The organism is Hymenobacter defluvii (assembly GCF_017589435.1).
Lineage (GTDB): Bacteria > Bacteroidota > Bacteroidia > Cytophagales > Hymenobacteraceae > Hymenobacter > Hymenobacter profundi.
Genome location: NZ_JAGETX010000003.1, coordinates 187363 through 205766 on the forward strand (window position 1 = coordinate 187363; position 18404 = coordinate 205766).

Genomic DNA, 18404 nt, shown 5'->3' on the forward strand with positions numbered 1-18404 from the left:
GAAGCGGCCTGGCAAGGTTGTGTGAGGCCAATACTACGTAACCGCGGGCAGGGGCTGTAGGTTTAGTCGCAAAGCGTGGGCTTACCGGGTTGGCGGGCAAACTCAAACAGCGTAGCTAGCTGCGACCTGGTAATACGGTCAGTAGATAGGTCAAGGTTGTCCAGCTCAGCTTCGCGTACCCAACGGGCCCCTATGGTTTCCACGTTATCGTTGCCCAGTTCGCCGCCTACCACCTCACACAGGATACAACATTTATAGACATACCAAGGTTGCGGCGGGTGCGAGTGCTGCTTCTTGTCGAACAAAGCCAACAGGCGCACGGCGCGCACGTGCAGGCCGGTTTCCTCTTCGGCTTCTTTTTCGGCTACTTCGAAGGGCGTCAGGCCCACGTCAGCCCAGCCGCCGGGTAGGGTCCAACGGTTGTGGTCCATTTTTTCCTGCACCATCAACACCTCGTCGGTACCCCGGAATACGACTGTTCGCACGTCTACCTTGGGAGTTTGGTAGCCAGTTTCGGAAGTGAAAAAGGCGGTTACTTTTTCCAGCGGCTCCTCTGTCAGCCCGGCCACCATCTGCACGCTCAGCGCCCTGATTTCGGCGTACCGCTCCAAGTCGAAAGGGCTACCTTTTGAATATTCCAGACCCGTTTGCGCCAGCGCCTGCAAGCGCTGGGCAACGGTCAGCCACGTGGTTGTATCCATAGTGGAAGGTAGGCAAATGCTAGCTCGACTGCTAATCTATTTCGATGACGACATCCTTGGTGAGCGGGTGCGCCACGCACACCAACACGTAGCCTTTTTCCATTTCGGAGTCTGATAGCCCTTCGCGCTCATCCAGGTGGACTTTGCCGCTCAGGCACTTGCCGCGGCAGGCGGTACACAAGCCCGCTTGGCAAGAGTAGGGCAGGTCGATATCCAGGTCGAGGGCCGCTTCCAGAATGGTTTGGTCGGGCGCTACATCGAACTGGTACTCGCTGCCTTCGTACTGCACGGTCACTTTGCGGGTAGCCGAGGCGTCGTCATCGTCGGCCGTCGATACGTCGCCGTGGCCGTTGGGCTGAGCAGCGGCGGTTTCGGCCGAGTCGGCAGCCGCCACGAAACTCTCGCGGTGAATCTGCGCGGCCGGCACGCCCAGCAGATCCAGGGCGGCGCGAGCTTCGGTCATCATGCCCTCCGGGCCGCACATGTAATATTCTGCCGACTGCACCGAGGCGCTGGTGTGGCGCTGCTCCAGAATACGCAGCAACATGGTACGGTTGAGGCGGCCGGTGTACTGGTGCGGCTTGCCGCTGGCGGGCGCGTGCGGCTGGCTATACACGTGCTCCACCTGCAAGCGCCCACCCGACTGCGCCTCTAGCTGGGCCAGCTGCTGCCGGAAAATCACCGATTCTTCGGTACGGTTGCCGTACACGAGCAGCACGCGGCTCTGGGGTTCTTCGCGTAGCACGGCTTTCAGGATGCTCATCAGCGGGGTGATGCCACTGCCGGCCCCAACGAGTACCAGCGAGCGAGCCACGCCGGGGTTGGGTTGCAGAGTGAAGTTGCCCAGCGGCGCCATGGCCTCTACTTGCTGCCCTACTCGCACCGTGTCTAGGAGGTAGTTGCTGACCAGGCCACCAGCCACGCGCTTCACCGTAACGGCTAGGCGCGGGGCCTCGCCGGGGGTGCTGCTGAGCGAGTAGGCCCGGCGCTCTTTCTTGCCGCCGGGGCCGCAGGGCAGAATCAGGGTCAGGAACTGGCCGGGTTGACTGGCAATGGGCTGGCGGTCGGGGCTTTCGAGGTAGATGGTAACGGCGTCGGGCGCTTCCTGGGTGAGGTCAACGACGTTCAGCGTGAGGTAAGACATGCTGGTAAACTTAGAAACTGGGAATTCGATATAGCACTGGTGGCGTGGGCCAACCGTTTGGGGGGCACAAAGTACGGGATTCCCCGGCGGATGGCGTAGCTTCTGTTGGTATTTACGTGCTTTGCGGACCGCTGGTACTGTATTCGTCCTTTAAGTTCAGCTTCTTTCTTCTTACCTGCTTTCAACATTCACTTCATACCCTATGCCTTCTCCCCTTGCCGAGCTATTGGAGCGTCACCAACACGAGTTTGGGCCGGTACTCCCCGTCGACCTGAGCGCACCCGATGTGGCACGCCTCGATTTCACCGCTGCCAATCCGCTTTTAACTGATGCCGACCTGCGCGATACGGATGCCTTTTCGGACTTGGTAGCGCGTTTGCTGGCTGCTCAACAGGCCGATATCGGGGTAGGCGGCTACCTCGAAAACCGCGTGATTTACCGCCGCAGCCCTACCCTCTTCGCCGACGACAGCGCTCCGGCCCGCTCCCTGCACCTGGGCGTGGATGTGTGGCTGCGCGCCGGTACGCCCGTATTGGCGCCGCTCGACGCCGTAGTGCACAGCCTGGCCGACAACGCAAACTTTGGCGACTACGGCCCTACCATCATTCTGCAACACCAGCTCGAAGACACCGTTTTCTATACGCTCTACGGTCACCTCACCCGCCGCGAAACGGCCCTGCTGCGCCCCGGCATGACCGTTGCCCAGGGCGACACCTTCGCGGAGGTAGGCCCTCCGCCCGAAAATGGCGACTGGCCGCCGCATCTGCACTTTCAGATTATTGCTGATATGCAAGGCCGCCAGGGCGACTTTCCCGGCGTGGCCGCGCCGGCAGAGCGTGACCAGTGGGCTGCGCTTTGCCCCGATCCCAACCTGGTTTTGCAAAGCCAATGGCTGTAAGTTTGGTTGGATAGGGGGTAGGAAAGTCGATTGAGTTCCTGGATTGATGACGGCCCCCTAACCCATTTAAAGCTGGCTCTTTGCCTTTATTACAAAGAGCCAGCCGCTGAATGCAATCAGCGGCTGGCTCTTTGTGTCAGAATAAAGACTTACACTAATCAAATTTGATGGCTGTAACCGGCCGAATCCGCGAGATAAGGTAGGTAGGCACCAGCACGGCCAGCAGCGAGGCCAAGAAGGTGGCCACGTTCAGCACCACAATGATGAACAGGTCCCAGTGAATCGGCACACGGTCCATGTAGTAGTTCTCGGGGTCGAGGGGGATGACGTGGAAAAAGTACTGCACCGCGCAGAATCCCAGCCCAATCACGTTGCCCCACAGCATGCCACGCACCGTGAGGCTCAGGCCGCGGAAGAAAAACATGCTCCGAATCTGGTTGTCGGTGGCCCCAATGGCCTTCAGCACCCCAATCATGTTGGTACGCTCCAAAATCATGATGAAGATGGTGGCAATCATGTTGAACGTTGCCACTACAATAATGAGTACCAGAAAGATAACCACGTTGCGGTTGAGCAGCTTCAGCCAGTCGAAGAGTTGCTGATATTGCTCCGTGATTTTGTCGAGCTTTAGGTCGTAGGGCAGCTGCTCGTACATATTGTCGGCCACCGGGTTGAGCTGCTGAAAATCGCGCAGCACCACTTCCATACCGCCCACCAGCGAATCGGGCCAGGCGCGCAGGTCACGGATTTGCCGAATATCGCCAATGACGTACACCTCGTCGAACTCGTCGAGGCCGGTCTGGTAGATGCCGCTGACCTTGAAACGCCGGATGCGGGGCGGGTTCTGGATGAAGTAGAACAGCGCCTCGTCGCCTACCTTCAAGCGCAGCTTGTCGGCCACTTTGCGCGAGAGCAGCACGTCGTCGCTGGCCGTCGTATCGGGAAAGGTCAAAAACTTGCCCGCCACCAGGTTCTGGCGCATGGGCGAGCTGCCGGCCTGCGGCTCGTCGATGCCCTTGAGCACCACGCCCAGCACCTCATCGCGGGTTTTGATGATGGCCGTTTTGATGGCAAACGGCTGCACGGTTTTCACCTGCGGAAACGTACGCAACTCCTGCGTCAGCCGCTGCCCGTTGATGGGCGCCACCTCCAGGGAGTTGTTGGTGTCGTACTTGGTGATTTGCAGGTGCGCCCCGAACGAGAAAATCTTATTCTGAATTTCGTTGCGGAAGCCTTCCAAGATGGCAAATGACACAATCATCACGGCCAAGCCCATGGCAATGCTGATAATGGCTATTTTTGTCACCGACGAGGTAAAAGAACCTGAGTCGGCCCCATCAATCTTGTGGGATATGTACTGCGAGACGTTCACTGCCGTAAAGCTACGCGTCTGCGGGCAGTTTTCTAGCCCCTTTTCTTGTGATGACAGTTTCCTTTCTTCCCGGCCTGCTGAGCCTCGCCCTACTCGCCACCGATTGCAGCCGCCCCGCCCCGCCCGCAACGGTCACTCCGCCTACCCCGCCGGCGCCTGCTAGCACAGCCCCTGTGGCTCCCGCGTTGCAGGTAGGCGCTACGCAGTTTGGGCGCTACGTGCCCCAGCTGAAAGGTAAACGCGTGGGCTTGGTGGTCAACCAAACTTCGCGCGTGGGCCAGGCTTACCTCGTGGATACGCTGCTGGCACAGGGGGTAGGCGTGAAAACGATTTTCGCGCCTGAGCACGGCTTCCGGGGCGAGGCGGCCGACGGCGCCACCATCAAGGATGGCAAAGATGCCCGCAGCGGCCTGCCGGTGCGCAGCCTCTACGGCGCCACCAAAAAACCTACCCCCGAAATGCTGCAAGACCTGGATGTGTTGATTTTCGACATCCAGGACGTGGGCACACGCTTCTACACCTTTATCAGCACGCTGCACTACGTGATGGAAGCCGCCGCCGAGCAGGGTAAGGAAGTGGTGGTGCTGGACCGCCCCAACCCCAACGGCTGGTACGTAGACGGCCCTGTGCTGGACCCGGCCCTCAAGTCTTTCGTCGGCCTCGACCCGCTACCCATCGTGCACGGCCTCACGGTAGGCGAGCTGGCGCAGATGCTGAACGGCGAGAAGTGGCTGGCCGGCGGCGTACAGTGCAAGCTCACGGTGGTGCCGGTAGCCGGCTACACCCACGCCACGCGCTACGAGTTGCCGGTGCGGCCTTCGCCCAACCTGCCCACTGCGCAGAGCGTGGCCCTCTACCCTTCGCTGTGCCTGTTTGAGGGCACCGATGTGAGCGTAGGCCGCGGCACCAGCACGCCGTTCGAGGTGTTGGGTAGCCCCAAACAACCGGCCTCGCGACCCTTCACGTTTGTGCCTACCCCCAACCCTGGCTCCACCGATCCACCGCAAAAAGGTCAGACCTGCCGCGGTGTGAACCTGCACGATGCGAAGGTAGAAGGCTTCACGCTTCGCTACCTACTTGATTTCTACCAGCAAAGCACCGCCAAAGACCAATTCTTCAACAAAGGCTTCGAGCGGTTGGCTGGCACCAAGGAGCTGCGTCCGCAAATTATTGCCGGTAAGTCGGAGGCAGAAATCCGTAAGTCGTGGGAACCGGGGCTAAGCCAGTACAAGCAACTGCGCAAAAAGTATTTGCTGTATCCTGAATCGTAGGGGCGCCTTGCAGGCGCCCGTCGTCCGCGCTGCATCATAGCCCCTTTCAAACCTTTTGTTCAACGATGGGTGCGTGCAACGCGCCCCTACCCTGTATGCTTCGAATTATTTTCATGGGCACGCCCGATTTTGCGGTGCCTACATTAGAAACACTGCTTACCTGGCCCGGCTGCGAAGTGGTAGCCGTGATAACGGCGCCCGACAAACCCGCCGGACGTGGCCGACAGCTCCAGGAGTCGGCGGTGAAGCAGGCAGCGGTGGCGCACGGCGTGCCGGTGCTACAACCTACTAACCTGAAATCGCCGGATTTTCAAGAAGAGCTGCGCAGCTACGCCGCCGATTTGCAGGTGGTCGTAGCGTTTCGGATGCTGCCCGAGGCCGTGTGGGCCATGCCTCGTTTGGGTTCTTTGAACATTCATGCTTCGCTCCTACCTCAGTACCGGGGCGCGGCGCCCATCAACTGGGCACTTATTGAGGGCGAAACCCAAACCGGCGTCACGTCCTTTTTCCTGCAACACGAAATTGACACCGGCGACCTGATTTTGCAGGATGTGGTCGACATTAAGCCCGAGGACGACTTCGGCTCGCTCTACGAAAAGCTGAAAGTAGCCGGGGCGGCGCTGGCCCTACGTACGGTGCAGGCCGTAGCAGCCGGCAACGTACCCACCACGCCCCAATCACACAGCCCTACCCTACGCACAGCTCCCAAAATCAGCAAGGAAACCGGCCGACTAGATTTCCAGCAGCCCGCGCTGGCGTTGGTGAACCGCATTCGCGGCCTGTCGCCCTTCCCCACAGCTTTCACGCAGTTGCCCGATAGGCGCACGCTAAAAATCTTCCGCGCCCGCGTGGTGACGCCCGAGGAGGCCATCACGCCCCAGCCCGCCGTACCCGGTTCCTGGGCCACCGATGGCCGCACCTACCTGCGCATTGCCACTACGGCTGGCATGCTCGACCTACTTGACGTGCAACTGGAAGGTAAAAAACGCATGCCCATACAGGACTTTCTGCGTGGGTTTAACAGTGAACTGTTGAAGTCGTGAAGTTCTGTCATCCTGAGCTTGCGAAGGATCTTCTCACGAAAGAACAGCAGGCGTAAGAATGCCTCGTTCTGCAAGCACAAGGTCCTTCGCAAGCTTAGGATGACACGCGTATTTTGTTCACCACTTCACCACCTTACCTCATGATAGCCCTCATCGTAGCCGTAGCCGAAAACGGCGTTATAGGCCAAGACAATACCTTACCCTGGCACCTGCCCAACGACCTCAAGCATTTCAAGCAACTCACTTCAGGTCACCCCATTGTAATGGGCCGTCGCACGTTTGAGTCGATCGGCAAGCCCTTGCCCAACCGGCAAAACATCGTGGTGACGCGGCAAGCGGACTGGCAGCCCGCAGGCTGCGAGGTGGCCAATTCCGTACCCGCCGCGGTGGAACTAGCCCAGACTTTCGACGAGGATATTTTCATCATTGGCGGAGCTGAAATCTACCGGCAGTCTCTACCCGCCGCCGACACTATTTTCCTCACGGAGGTACACCAAACCGTAGAGGGCGATGCCCTTTTCCCCGACCTCAACCGCACCGAATGGCAGGAAGAAACCCGCGAGCGACACGAGCCCGACCTCAAGCACGCCTTCCCCTACAGCTTTGTGACGTTGCGGAGGAGGTAGGGAGTGGCTGAATGAATAACAGTAGCCTGTCATCCTGAGCTTGCGAAGGACCTTATGCCAGTTGAACGATTATCGTACTAACGACTCGTTCTACCGTGAGAAGGTCCTTCGCAAGCTCAGGATGACAGGCTACTGTTATTCAGTCACTCGCTACCGCAACAGCACGATTTTACCCCAGTCTTTCTTGAAAGCTTTGTCGCCGGCGGTGGTGCGGTGCTGGAAGTCTTTGTTGGGGTCGTCGAGTACCACGCGGTAGAGGTAGGTGCCGTTGGCAAGCCGGTCGCCGAACTCGTCGGTACCGTCCCAGGCGTAATCGGAGATGTTGTTACCGATGCGCAACGGACCAAGCTCGGCCATCATGATTTCCCGTACTACTCGGCCCGTGAGACTCAAAATCTGAATCTTCATATTGCGCGGCACCTGCGCCCCAGTCAGCGTGAAGACAAACTTGGCCTTGCTGGTCATGGGGTTAGGGTAGGGATACACGTTGGTGATGGTCGATTCGTTGATAACCTCGAACGTCACGCGGTATTCCTGGCTGCCTGCCGCGCTACCGGAGGCGTCGCGGCCTTGCGCGATGAGCGTGTATTTACCATCGGCTAGCGCTGTGCTGGGGCGGTACTCAATGCGCGCCAGTCCCTTCGCCGAATCGGCCAGAAAGGCCACCGCCGATGAGTTCATATTAATTTCCGTGGCATTGCTTTCACCCGGCTTCACCAGAAACAGGCTGAAGTTGCTAGCTTCCTTCACCGGCCGTAGCAGGTTGTTGTTTTGCAGCTGCACCGTTACCACCGGTGAGGGCGATACGATGTCACCATTCAAGATGTGCTGCCCATCAAAGGCCACATCGAGGGTAGGCGGCGTGCTGCTATTGTTCACGTTGAAGTTTGGCAGCACGAGTTGGTTGTTGAAGTAGTACTGCTCGGGCAGCAGGCGGGGGTTTACGTTCATGGAGCCCGTCACGACGCCGGTAGCCAGGTTCACTACGTTGGCTGTCACGTCAATTTTAGCAGTTTCTCCGGCTTTCAGTACGCCTCCTTTGTATTCTACCAGCGTAGTGCTGGTACGGTTGGCAGCATCCCGCAGAGTAACCTCCGCCTTCAGCGGTGTACCAAAATCCGTGGTAGAAATATTCTGGAAGTATACCGGGAAGCTAAGCGTGCCGCTAGTAGCCTGTTTAGTGAGCGTGGCGGCTGTGTAGGCATCCGTGGCAGCCAAATCAGGGCGTATCACGCCTTCGGGCACGTCCTGGTACGTTACCAACAACTGCTTGAGCTGCGGTGCAGTGTGGTTAAGGGTATCGCGCAGTATCACTTGCAGTTGCAGGTAGGGATAGCGCGCAGCAGATACATCGGCCAGCGAGTGGGCGCGGCTAGTGACATCAGGATTCAGTACGGTGGTAGCACCTGTAGCATCTACGCCCAGCAGACGCAATGTGTAGCTGTCGTTTTCCTGCGTGCGTACGGTATGAAACAGAGTGGTCCACTGCTGCGCCGGCCCGATGAGGGTAGAAGTTACTACCCCACTACCGCCATCGGCCTCCGCGAAGCTCCAACGGCCATTGGGCGCCGCCACGGTTACGCGCTGCTGCGTGTTGCGCTCAAATTGCCCGTAATGGCTCTGCGACCACCCACCCGCACTACCCGGAATCACCCGGAACGAGCTGGTAGCCCAGGCATTACTTTCTTCAGACTGTGGCGTTTGCAGGCGCAGGCGCCAGTACCACACCACACTGTCGCGCCCGGCAATGGTAGGCACAGTAGCTGCCCAACTGGCCAGCTGCCGCCCCGAAACCGTGTTGTTGCGCTGTACCAAGGGGCTGTTGAAGGTAGGCACCGTATCCAGCTCCATATCAAACAGCCGTGGCTCAGCACTCAGCAGATTGCTCTGCCCCACCAGCCGCACCGCCCCCGAGGGCACAACAGCAAACTCTGTGGGCGTAAGAGCCGTAACGCCGCCCCGCAGGAAGTTGTACTTCAGCTGTGCTTCGTTATTGGTCTCATCCAGCTCATCAGTCAGGTTGTTGCAATCGAGCTTCACAACAAATGTATTTTCGCCAAATACATCGCCCGTATTCGGAATGTCTACCGTGTAGGTGTTGTCGCGCTGGGTAGAGGTGAAGGAGAAGCTGTAAGCGTCGTCTTTGCGGCCAGAGGCAGCGGGGTACTTGCGCGTCACGCAAACGTCCACTTTCTCGGCACCGCATAGATTCCCTAGGTTGCCCGCATTAATAACGAGCTTAAACGACTCTGCCGAAGCTAGCACGGGCTGCCCATTGGCCGCAGCCGGGATGTGCAGACTGTCATTGGTGATGACCAGATCGGGCTTGGCGGGTGAGAATAGCCGTAGGGCTGGGTCGCCCTGCCAGATGGTGCACATTAGGCCAGATGCCGTGGAGGGGCTGTACTGCGCAATAGGCTGCAAGCGCCGCGCCACCTCGTTCCACACCCGCGCTACGGGCTTACCATACCAAGCCGGGTCATTAAGTAGTAATTTGTACATCAGCGTTTGGCTTTCGTCCAAGTCGTTGGAGAAGCCAAAACCCGATTCGCACATGAAGCCCACAAAACCTTTGTCGGGTGCTAACACCCATTCTGAGCTAAAAGCATAATAGAAAACGAACACGTTGCCCGCAGAGCAACCGTTTACGAACATCACTGGATACTTCCCTTTGTTCCGATAATTTTTCGTGGCGTCATTGATGTTTCCAAAGTCAACATCAAGAACGGAGGGCGAACCGTGTCCAAAATACGTGAGTAGCGACACGCCCTTGTTCAGTTCGTCAGCAATGCTCACACCGACCGGGAATGAGCCAACTGTGCCAAGTTCCGAGCGTCGATAGGTCTTAATTACTTTCCCACCAAAGCACGGCGCTTCTATTAGCTGTTTATATTTCTCCATATAGCTGTTGAATTCTGAATAGTCGGCAACATTTTGGCCGCCTACCATATTCACAGCATTTTTTCGCCACCCTTCTACGCCCAATGCTTCGTGGTCTTTCAGCTTATTGAGGTAGTTCATCACCTCTTGGGCATTTCTAGCCACAATACGGCCGGTGGCTAAACCACCCACATAGTTATTGTTTTCCCAATCAGCAGAGTAAAACAAATCCGACACCGCGCGCGTGCTAGTCGGCACATGATCAACACCGGGTATGTTACGTACGTAATCACCTTCTCTCTGACTAACAGAGTATCCTTTTCCTAATAGCAGCAAGTATTTCTCCCGACTTTTATCCGTGAGCATCCACAGAGTGAAATGCCGTAGTGCCAGCGGCGATTTTTCTCCGTAATGAAACTGATCAAACAACTGCTGGCTGGTTACCATCAGCACATCATGTTTACCGCCGATAGTGGAGGCCCGGTAGTCGGCATATGCCTGGGCTGCATTAGGCGTCCCTCCCGCCGCCTGCATCATTACAGGACTCGTAATAATGATAAAATCAGCGGCTGCAGGCTGCAACGAGACGAAATTGACGCGTCGAGCCGGTAGGGTGGGCTTCAAAGGTTTTTCAGTATCTGCCAATAGCAACTGCCTAGTATTATTGCTACTGGCAGTTGGGAAGTAGAAACCTCGTCTTGTACTAGTAGTGACCGTGCCTGTAATGCGCTGTACGCTATAAGGATCCGTTACATCATATCCATATACGCTGCCTGGAATGCTATCGAGTACATAGTAAGCCGGCGCATTCAACGTAGAGTCGTTTGTGAAATAACGACTCTCGCGGCTGGCTATCCAGCGTGCAGTTTGTGGATATGTAATTTTGATATATGCAATCCGAACAACATCCCCTGCTGCGGTTGGCTTTATCTGTACACGTACAGTCCCATTGGGTTGTATATCTGCTGGTTGTAAGACATACTTTACTACTCTATTTTCATACGTATTGAAACGCTCGGTGCCTAACAAACGCCGAGTACCGCCTGGCTGCTCAATTGCCATTTCAACAACGTGCCCAACTCTAGAGCTACCCGCTAGGCGCACTTCCAGTTGTGCATTACCACCTTTTCGCTGCTCTGTACCTACGGAAAAAGTGTAGCCGCCTGTATTGATCTGTCCTGAGAAGAAGCCCTCTGAAGGCTCACCCCAAGGCTGAAATACAGAGCTTACCTCATCTACGTTGTTATAATCATAGCCGTGTATCTGCAACTCGGGTCGAAGCCAATACGGTGCGGCCATACCTGGCACGGCAGGCGTTGGCTGAGTCATACGCTTACCTTGGGTAACGCCCGACCACGTCAAAAAATACGCAGCCGTGTCAGTGAAGAGACTGTAATAGGGTTGTGCTTGATCAATCGCCCTCTTATACATACCGCGGTCTAGCTTGGCGTCGTTGCCCTGCCCAAAGAACTCAATATAGGTGCTGGCATCTTGCGTGGTGGCGTTGCCGCCCACGTAGATAGCCACTTGCTGACCGCGCCGCCACAGCTGAAACTGACTGGGATTTACTCCATTAATGCCAGCTTGTGCGAGGTAGGCATTGTCGAGACGGTAGAGGCCGTCGCGCACGGTCTGTATCTTGTAATACTGCTGCCCGGGCACAATCCATTCGTTGCCGTAGGCTCCGGACTGGGCTAGCAGCTGCTGAGCGCCCAGCAGAAACACCAACACCAATAACAAGCGTTGCCACAGCCCACGTACCTTCCAAACGTATGCGTGTTTCATAGAAACCAAATAATCTATCATGTAGCTAAAAGTCGAAGTCGCGTTTATTTGAAGCCGTAGCCCAGCGACACGATAACAGAGTTGGTCTGGGAAGCGCTGCCGCCCGTGTTTTCCACGGCCAGGCGCGAGAGGGCCAGATCGAGGCGCAGGCCGCTGAGGGCCACCCCTACCCCCAGGCTGGGCTGGGCGTGCCAATCTTCCTGCGTGGTACTTTTGAAGGACTTGATCTTCTGAAAATTTCCTACCCCACCGCGTAGGTACACCAAGTTGCTGTACCCAATTTCAATACCTGCGCGCGGGTCGATGCTCACGGCGCTGGACGAAATTAGGGTGTTGCGCTGGCCATCTGTGGTCATTTCCAGGTCTAGGGCCGGTAGGGCTGTGAACTCACCTGGCAGCTTAATCAGGCGGGCGGCGCCCAGGATGAAACGGGGCAGCGTTACCTCGGGGCCGCCCTTAGGCATGGCCTCGCCGGGCACCAGCGTCTGCCGAAACTTGTCGGCATTGATGGACCAGGCGTTGTAGGTAGTGGTAATGTCGCGGGCCATCAGGCCCAGTTGCCAGCCGGCGTGGTTGTACTGCACGCCTGCGTCAATACCAAAGCCCCAGGCATTGGCATAATCGCCCACATTGCGGTAGATGATCTTGGCATTCGCCCCTACCGACAAGCCCTCCACGCTCCCGATTTTGCGGGCGTAGGACAGCAGCATGGCATAATCAGCGATGGAGAAGTAGGTGATGCGGCCATAGTCGATCTGGCCGTACTCGTTCACCAGATTGCGCGTGTCGGCAATATCGTCTACCCCCAGCCGCACGAGGCTAGCGCCGATGGCGCTCTGCTCGTCGAGGGGCATGGAGAAAGCTGCGTAGTCGTTTTTGATGATGCCCGAGAACAGCTCGGAGTGCATGAGCACGGCGTCGTACTTATTTTTTTGCTGCGTGAGGCCAGCCGGGTTCCAGTAGCCAGCGGTGGCATCGGAGGCTAGAGCCACCTGCACATTGCCCATACCCAGCGCCCGGCCACCCACGCCAAGATTCAGAAATTCGTTGCTGTATTTTGGCGTTGTGCTCTGAGCCTTAACAGTTTGCCCCAAGGCTAACCCAGATAATAACAACCCGAGAGTAGCGAAACGGGAGAAGTGCATCATAGTAACCTACTAGGGTAAAATGGCAAGCCGTGACCACGACCGAAACGCAAGTTACTTCATTCTTATGCGCTTTCGGCAAAAACGACCAACTGGCGTTTAGCACAAATCGGGCCGATGCATAGTGTTGTGCTTTCTTAACTGATAGTCAGAGCGTTTGGCAATTAATACACTAGGTATAGCTTCTCATTTCCAAACAAAAAATTCTTCTGAAATAACAACCAAAAATATATTTACACAGTACCTTGTGTTACATAGTACCTTCTGTTACCTTTGTCTCATTCTTCACCGATATCTGTCCTCAGCCCATGAAAGTAGAGAACACCCAAGTGCAGATGCGGAAGGGCATTCTGGAATTCTGCATCCTGGAAATCATTGCCCGCGGCGAGGTGTATGCCTCCGACATGTTGGAGGAGCTCACGCAAGCCCGCATGATTGTGGTGGAGGGCACCCTCTACCCGCTGCTCACCCGCCTCAAGAATGCCGCCCTTCTGGATTATACCTGGAAGGAATCGACGAGCGGGCCGCCCCGCAAGTACTACACGCTCACGCTGGCCGGGCAGGAGTTTCTGCACCAGCTACGCCTGACCTGGGAGGAAGTAGAGGAGTCCATTCGGATTATCCGCTCTCACTCGCCTACCCCCTCCTCCGACGCGGCCTAGTCCGCCTCCCTCTCCCCACTCCCTTTCACTTGAACTAGTTGCAGCACTGAGATGAAAAAGAACATCAGCATCAACCTTCAGGGCATCATCTTCCACATCGAGGAAGATGGATACGAAGTCCTTGGCCGCTACCTGGCCGAGGTGAAAGCCCACTTCTCTGGCTACCGCGGACACGAAGAAATCGTGGCCGACATTGAGAGCCGCATTGCCGAGCTGTTTGTATCGCGGCTTTCGCCCAGCAAGCAGATTATTTCGCTGGAAGACGTGGAGCAGATGGTAGCGAAGATGGGCCGCGTACGCGATTTTCAGGCAGCCGATGAGGCCGAGGAAGACGAAGAAATTCTGGCCTCGGCCGTGGCCAGCGGCACCGCCGAAGGCTTCTACACCGGCACTACAGGCAGCAGCACAAACAGCGCCAGCGGCCGGGCCTACACCGGCAGCACAAAAAATGCCGCTGACCCTGGCAATGCCACCGCCGCTACCGACGAACCCCGCCGCCTCTCCCGCGACATGGCCAACCGCAAGGTGGCTGGGGTAGCCGCCGGCCTGGGCCGCTACTTCACCGTCAACCCGCTGTGGTTCCGGCTGGCGTTTGTAGGGGTGTTGCTCGCTGGTCCTGTTCTCGACGATATCAGCTGGCTGGATGAGTTGGGCGAAAAACTATCGGCTTTCTCTGTAATTGCCTACATAGTGCTCTGGATTGCACTGCCCAAGCGCTACGATAATGTGCTGAGCGATGAAGACCCCAACTTCCGCAAGCTCTACCGCGACGTTGACAGCGGTAAAATCGGCGGCGTGTCGGCTGGTTTGGCGGCCTACTTCCGTACCGATGTTGTCTTGATTCGGGTGTTGTTGCTAGCAGGCCTTTTCGTGGGAGGATTCACGTTCATCCTCTACATCATTCTGTGGATTCTGGTACCGGAGGCCAAAACGGCCTCCGACCGTCTTCGGATGCGTGGCGATGCCGTGACGCTCTCTGCCTTAGACAGCAACCTGCGTGCTTCGGAAGAAGGCGCTGTTACGCCCGGTAGCCGTCCTATCGGTACGTTCATTGAAGGCGCCGGCCGCAATCTGCGTCCTGCTGTGGGCTTTGTGGGCACCTTGATTCGGGTAGTAGCTGGGGCACTGCTAGTAATAACTGGGTTTGGCTTTTTGCTGGCCTTCACCATTGCACTGGGCGTGGGTCTGGGCGTGTTGCCCGAGTCGCAAGGCTTCATCCATACCGGTCCATTTCCTCCCTACCTGTTCACCAATAGCGTGCCTTCGTGGGCGCTGCTGGCCTTCTATGCCGCCGGGGCCATTCCGGTGTTGGCCATGTTCCTGCTGGGCTTGGGGCTGATTTTGCGCCGGCCTGTTCTGAGCCGCATTGCAGGCCTTTCCCTACTAGGGCTGTGGTTACTGAGCGTGGTAGGGGCCAGCGCAGCCGGTGTGCGCATCAGCCGCGACTTCCAGATGGAAGGCGAGGTGACGCAGACCGAGCGGTTCCCTACCCTCACGGCCGGCACCATCCTGCTCGACAACCATACCACGCACAACGATGGCCACAAATGGGTGGATCTAAACCTGACAGAAGCCGACAGCGGGCAAGTGGTGGAACTGGTGAAGTACCTTTCGGCGCGCGGCGCCACGGAGCAGGAAGCCATTCGTACGGCCAGCACCTCTATCCGCTACACCGCTCGCGCCACCGACAACGCCACACTGGTACTCGATGATTTCTTCACGTTTCAACCCGATGCCCGCTTCCGCGACCAGGATCTGGACGTGACGCTGCGCCTACCCCAAAACAAGCGCTACCGCCTGAGCAAGGAGTTTGCGAACCGTCTGGACAGCGAAAACTTCGTGAACAACGAAAAGCCTGAAAACGCGGACACACACACCTACGAACTCATTGGCACCCAACTGCACTGCCTTGAGTGTGCTGATTCTGATTTCACCAATGATGACGAGCAGGACACCGATGAGAATGACGGCATAGACGTGCGCGTCAACGAATCCGAAGGTGGTGTTCGTATCAATACTGATACCGATGAAAACGGCAATGTGAAAGTGAACATTGACATCCCGAAGGCAGATTTTCCAACCGATTTCAGTTCCTACGGCGACGGCCGCCGCACGTATTCCTTCACCGATTTCCACACCATTCAAGCCAACGGCGCCTACCGGGTATTGGTGCGCCAGGGTAGCGAGTTTAAGATAGAAGCAGCCGGCGAAGACCGCGACCTGCGCGATTTGCAGGTGTCAACCAGCGGCGACGAACTCTTGATTCGGCACCAACAGCGCGGGTTTTGGTCGAATTGGAAAGGCAACCGCAACCCCGTGCTGGTACGCGTGACAATGCCTACCCTAGATAAACTGGAGCTGAACGGCGCTTGCCAGGCCGATGTAGCCGGTTTCCGCGACGCCCGCAATCTGAACGTGGAGCAAAACGGTGCCTGCGCCGCCACCCTCGATGTAAACGCAACGCGCCTGTCGCTGGACCTGAGTGGCGCTTGCCAAACCCACCTGCGCGGCCAAACCAACGACCTGGTCGTGGATGGCTCCGGCGCCTGTGAGATAGACGCGCTGGGCATGACCGCGCGCACTGCCGACTTTGACCTATCGGGGGCAAGCAACGCTAAAACCCGCGTGCAGGAACGCTTGAAAGTAGACCTCAGCGGTGCCAGCGAGGTGCAATATGCCGGCAACCCCAGCCGCATCTCCAAGGAAGTAAGCCGTGGCTCCTCCCTGGTTCCTATCCGCGAATAACTATCGTTCAGGCAACGCTTTGGCGGCTACCGCCATCTACCCTAGTACAATCCGTCAGTGGGTCGCTGGTTTGTGGTGAGTGAGCCCGTGACCCGAGAAAGTCCTTTCCCTACCCCGCTGCAACGGAAGGGCAAAGGGCTTTCTCTTTTTTGAATGGTGAAATAGTGAAGTTATGAATAGCAAGCCGTCTGTCATCCTGAGCTTGCGAAGGACCTTCTCACGGTAGAACGAGTCGTTAGTACGCTTGTCGTTCATGCGTGAGAAGGTCCTTCGCAAGCTCAGGATGACAGACGGCTTGCTATTCATAACTTCACTATTTCACCACTGCCAACCCCTTCTTCTCTCCTAGCTCCAGCAGCAATGGGAAGGCTTCGTCATACTCGTTGCGTACGCGGCCGTCGAGGATGGCTTCCAGCACGGCTTCCTTCAATTCGCCTACCTCACGGCTGGGCTTCAGGCCGAAGGTTTCCATAATAATTTCGCCGGTGATGACGGGCTTGAAATTGCGCAGGTGGTCTTTTTCTTCTACCTCCTTCAGCTTTTCTTCTACTACATCGAAGTTGCGCAGGTAGCGCGCCACGCGCTGGTGGTCCTTACTAGTGATATCGGCGCGGCACAGCTGCATGAGGCGGTCGATGTCGTCGCCGGCCTCGAACAGTAGGCGGCGCACGGCCGAGTCGGTTACGATTTCCTTTACCAGCGCAATGGGGCGCAGGTGCAGGCGCACCAGCTTCTGCACCATACGCATTTCCTCGCCCAAGGGCAGTTTCAGATCAGCAAAAATCTGCGGTACCCAACGGGCGCCTTTGTCCTCGTGGCCGTGGAAAGTCCAGCCTACGCGCTTATCGTAGCGCTTAGTAGCGGGCTTGGCGATGTCGTGCAAAATGGCGGCCCAGCGCAGCCATAGGTCGGCACCGGTGGCCACCACATTGTCGAGCACCTGTAGGGTGTGGTAGAAGTTATCCTTGTGCGCATGTTGCCCTACCCTTTCCACGCCCTGCAATTGGGCCATCTTCGAAAAAATCAGTTGCAGCAACCCACACTGAAACAGTAGCTTGAAGCCATAGCTGGGCTTCTCGGCCAGGATAATCTTGTTCAGCTCGGTGGTGATGCGCTCCTGCGACACAATCTTGATGCGGTCCTTGTTGCGCGCAATGGCATCGTAGGTATCGGGCTCAATATCGAAATCGAGCTGGGTAGCAAACCGAATGGCGCGCAACATGCGCAGCGGGTCATCGGAGAAGGTAATATCCGGGTCGAGGGGGGTACGGATGGTCTTGCGCTGAATGTCGCCCATGCCGTCGTAGCGGTCCACCAGCGCGCCAAAGTCCGCCGGATTCAGACTGATGCCCAACGCATTAATGGTGAAATCACGGCGGGCCAGGTCCTCTTCCAGCGTGCCGGCTTCTACCTCCGGTTTGCGGCTCTCGGCACGGTAGCTTTCCTTGCGGGCGCCCACAAACTCCACCTCAATCTCGGGGGTAGGCAGCATGGCCGTACCGAAATTTTTGAATACCGTGACGCGGGGCCGCCCGGGCAGCTTTCGGCCCACGGCCTGCGCCAGCTGGATGCCGTCGCCCACGCACACCACGTCTACATCTTTGCTGGGCCGGGCCAACACCAAATCGCGCACGTAGCCCCCAATCACGTAGGCGGGGTAGTCCAACTCACCGGCGGCTTCGGCAATGGTATGAAACAGGGGAAGGTCGGGGAGCTGCGGCTTGTTCATGCCGCAAAGGTAGCAACGCCCCTAGAATGACGCATTTGCCGACACGCCAAACCAACGTGCTATCACAAAAAAAGCGCCCTCGGGATTTCCGAAGGCGCTTTTCGTAGGCAGTAGCCTACCAGGCAATTACTGCTTGGCAGGAGTCTCTTCTACCATTTTATCAGCCGGTACATCGCGCACTACAGCTGTATCGCCATTTTCGGGAGCCATTTCAGCGGCAGCCTTGTCGGTGCTATTTTCGATGGCATCGCCAGCGTTTTCAGTTGCATTAGCAGCATCGGTAGCAGCGCTTTCGGCGGTAGCCTCAGCGTTTTCCTGCGTTTTCTCCGAGCAAGAGGCCAGAGCGAAAGGAGCGAAAGCAGCCAGAACGAGCAGTGATTTGAACGAGAATTTCATGGTCAAA

13 protein-coding genes are annotated in these 18404 nt (G+C 57.2%); 6 read left to right on the forward strand and 7 right to left on the reverse strand.

Going from position 1 to position 18404, the window contains the following annotated elements; translation table 11 throughout:
* Positions 1–62: 62 nt before the first annotated feature.
* Positions 63–701: an NUDIX hydrolase gene (locus J4D97_RS07750; protein WP_208307080.1), complete on the reverse strand. Its 639-nt coding sequence runs from the start codon at positions 699–701 to the stop codon at positions 63–65.
* 31 nt (positions 702–732) lie between these two features.
* Positions 733–1845 (reverse strand): ferredoxin--NADP reductase, encoded by a 1113-nt coding sequence (locus tag J4D97_RS07755; protein WP_208307081.1) that lies wholly within the window; start codon positions 1843–1845, stop codon positions 733–735.
* A 202-nt stretch (positions 1846–2047) separates the two neighbouring features.
* On the opposite strand from J4D97_RS07755, the gene J4D97_RS07760 reads away from it, so the two are divergent.
* Positions 2048–2743, forward strand: a complete 696-nt coding sequence (locus J4D97_RS07760) for a peptidoglycan DD-metalloendopeptidase family protein (RefSeq protein ID WP_208307082.1) — start codon at positions 2048–2050, stop codon at positions 2741–2743.
* 154 nt (positions 2744–2897) lie between these two features.
* Here the strand turns inward: J4D97_RS07760 and J4D97_RS07765 are convergent, their stop codons facing one another.
* Positions 2898–4115: an ABC transporter permease gene (locus J4D97_RS07765; protein WP_208307083.1), complete on the reverse strand. Its 1218-nt coding sequence runs from the start codon at positions 4113–4115 to the stop codon at positions 2898–2900.
* A 50-nt stretch (positions 4116–4165) separates the two neighbouring features.
* On the opposite strand from J4D97_RS07765, the gene J4D97_RS07770 reads away from it, so the two are divergent.
* The 3 genes from J4D97_RS07770 to J4D97_RS07780 all read left to right on the forward strand — a co-directional run bounded on the left by J4D97_RS07770 (position 4166) and on the right by J4D97_RS07780 (position 7055).
* On the forward strand, positions 4166–5386 hold the full coding sequence (locus tag J4D97_RS07770) for an exo-beta-N-acetylmuramidase NamZ family protein (RefSeq protein ID WP_208307084.1): 1221 nt from the start codon (positions 4166–4168) through the stop codon (positions 5384–5386).
* Between the two features lie 95 nt (positions 5387–5481).
* Positions 5482–6429, forward strand: a complete 948-nt coding sequence (fmt, locus tag J4D97_RS07775; protein WP_208307085.1) for a methionyl-tRNA formyltransferase — start codon at positions 5482–5484, stop codon at positions 6427–6429.
* Between the two features lie 140 nt (positions 6430–6569).
* Positions 6570–7055: a dihydrofolate reductase gene (locus tag J4D97_RS07780; protein WP_208307086.1), complete on the forward strand. Its 486-nt coding sequence runs from the start codon at positions 6570–6572 to the stop codon at positions 7053–7055.
* 150 nt (positions 7056–7205) lie between these two features.
* Here J4D97_RS07780 and J4D97_RS07785 read toward each other — a convergent pair whose 3' ends face one another.
* Entirely contained in the window at positions 7206–11720 is a 4515-nt protein-coding gene (locus J4D97_RS07785) for a C25 family cysteine peptidase (protein ID WP_208307087.1), read from the reverse strand.
* Positions 11721–11764: 44 nt separating this feature from the next.
* The gene (locus J4D97_RS07790) at positions 11765–12868 is read right to left on the reverse strand and encodes a PorV/PorQ family protein (protein ID WP_208307088.1); all 1104 of its coding nucleotides are present in this window, start codon (positions 12866–12868) and stop codon (positions 11765–11767) included.
* Between the two features lie 305 nt (positions 12869–13173).
* Here J4D97_RS07790 and J4D97_RS07795 point away from each other — a divergent pair, with 305 nt between their 5' ends.
* Together J4D97_RS07795 and J4D97_RS07800 are read left to right on the forward strand one after the other, a co-directional pair.
* The gene (locus J4D97_RS07795) at positions 13174–13527 is read left to right on the forward strand and encodes a PadR family transcriptional regulator (RefSeq protein WP_185280578.1); all 354 of its coding nucleotides are present in this window, start codon (positions 13174–13176) and stop codon (positions 13525–13527) included.
* 51 nt (positions 13528–13578) lie between these two features.
* Positions 13579–16272: a GIN domain-containing protein gene (locus J4D97_RS07800; RefSeq protein WP_208307089.1), complete on the forward strand. Its 2694-nt coding sequence runs from the start codon at positions 13579–13581 to the stop codon at positions 16270–16272.
* Between the two features lie 313 nt (positions 16273–16585).
* On the opposite strand, the gene J4D97_RS07805 is transcribed toward J4D97_RS07800, so the two are convergent.
* Both J4D97_RS07805 and J4D97_RS07810 read right to left on the reverse strand, forming a co-directional pair.
* A complete protein-coding gene (locus J4D97_RS07805; RefSeq protein ID WP_208307090.1) occupies positions 16586–18001 on the reverse strand; it encodes a CCA tRNA nucleotidyltransferase in 1416 nt (471 codons plus the stop codon).
* A gap of 126 nt (positions 18002–18127) precedes the next feature.
* On the reverse strand, positions 18128–18397 hold the full coding sequence (locus J4D97_RS07810; RefSeq protein WP_185280581.1) for a hypothetical protein: 270 nt from the start codon (positions 18395–18397) through the stop codon (positions 18128–18130).
* Positions 18398–18404: the final 7 nt, after the last annotated feature.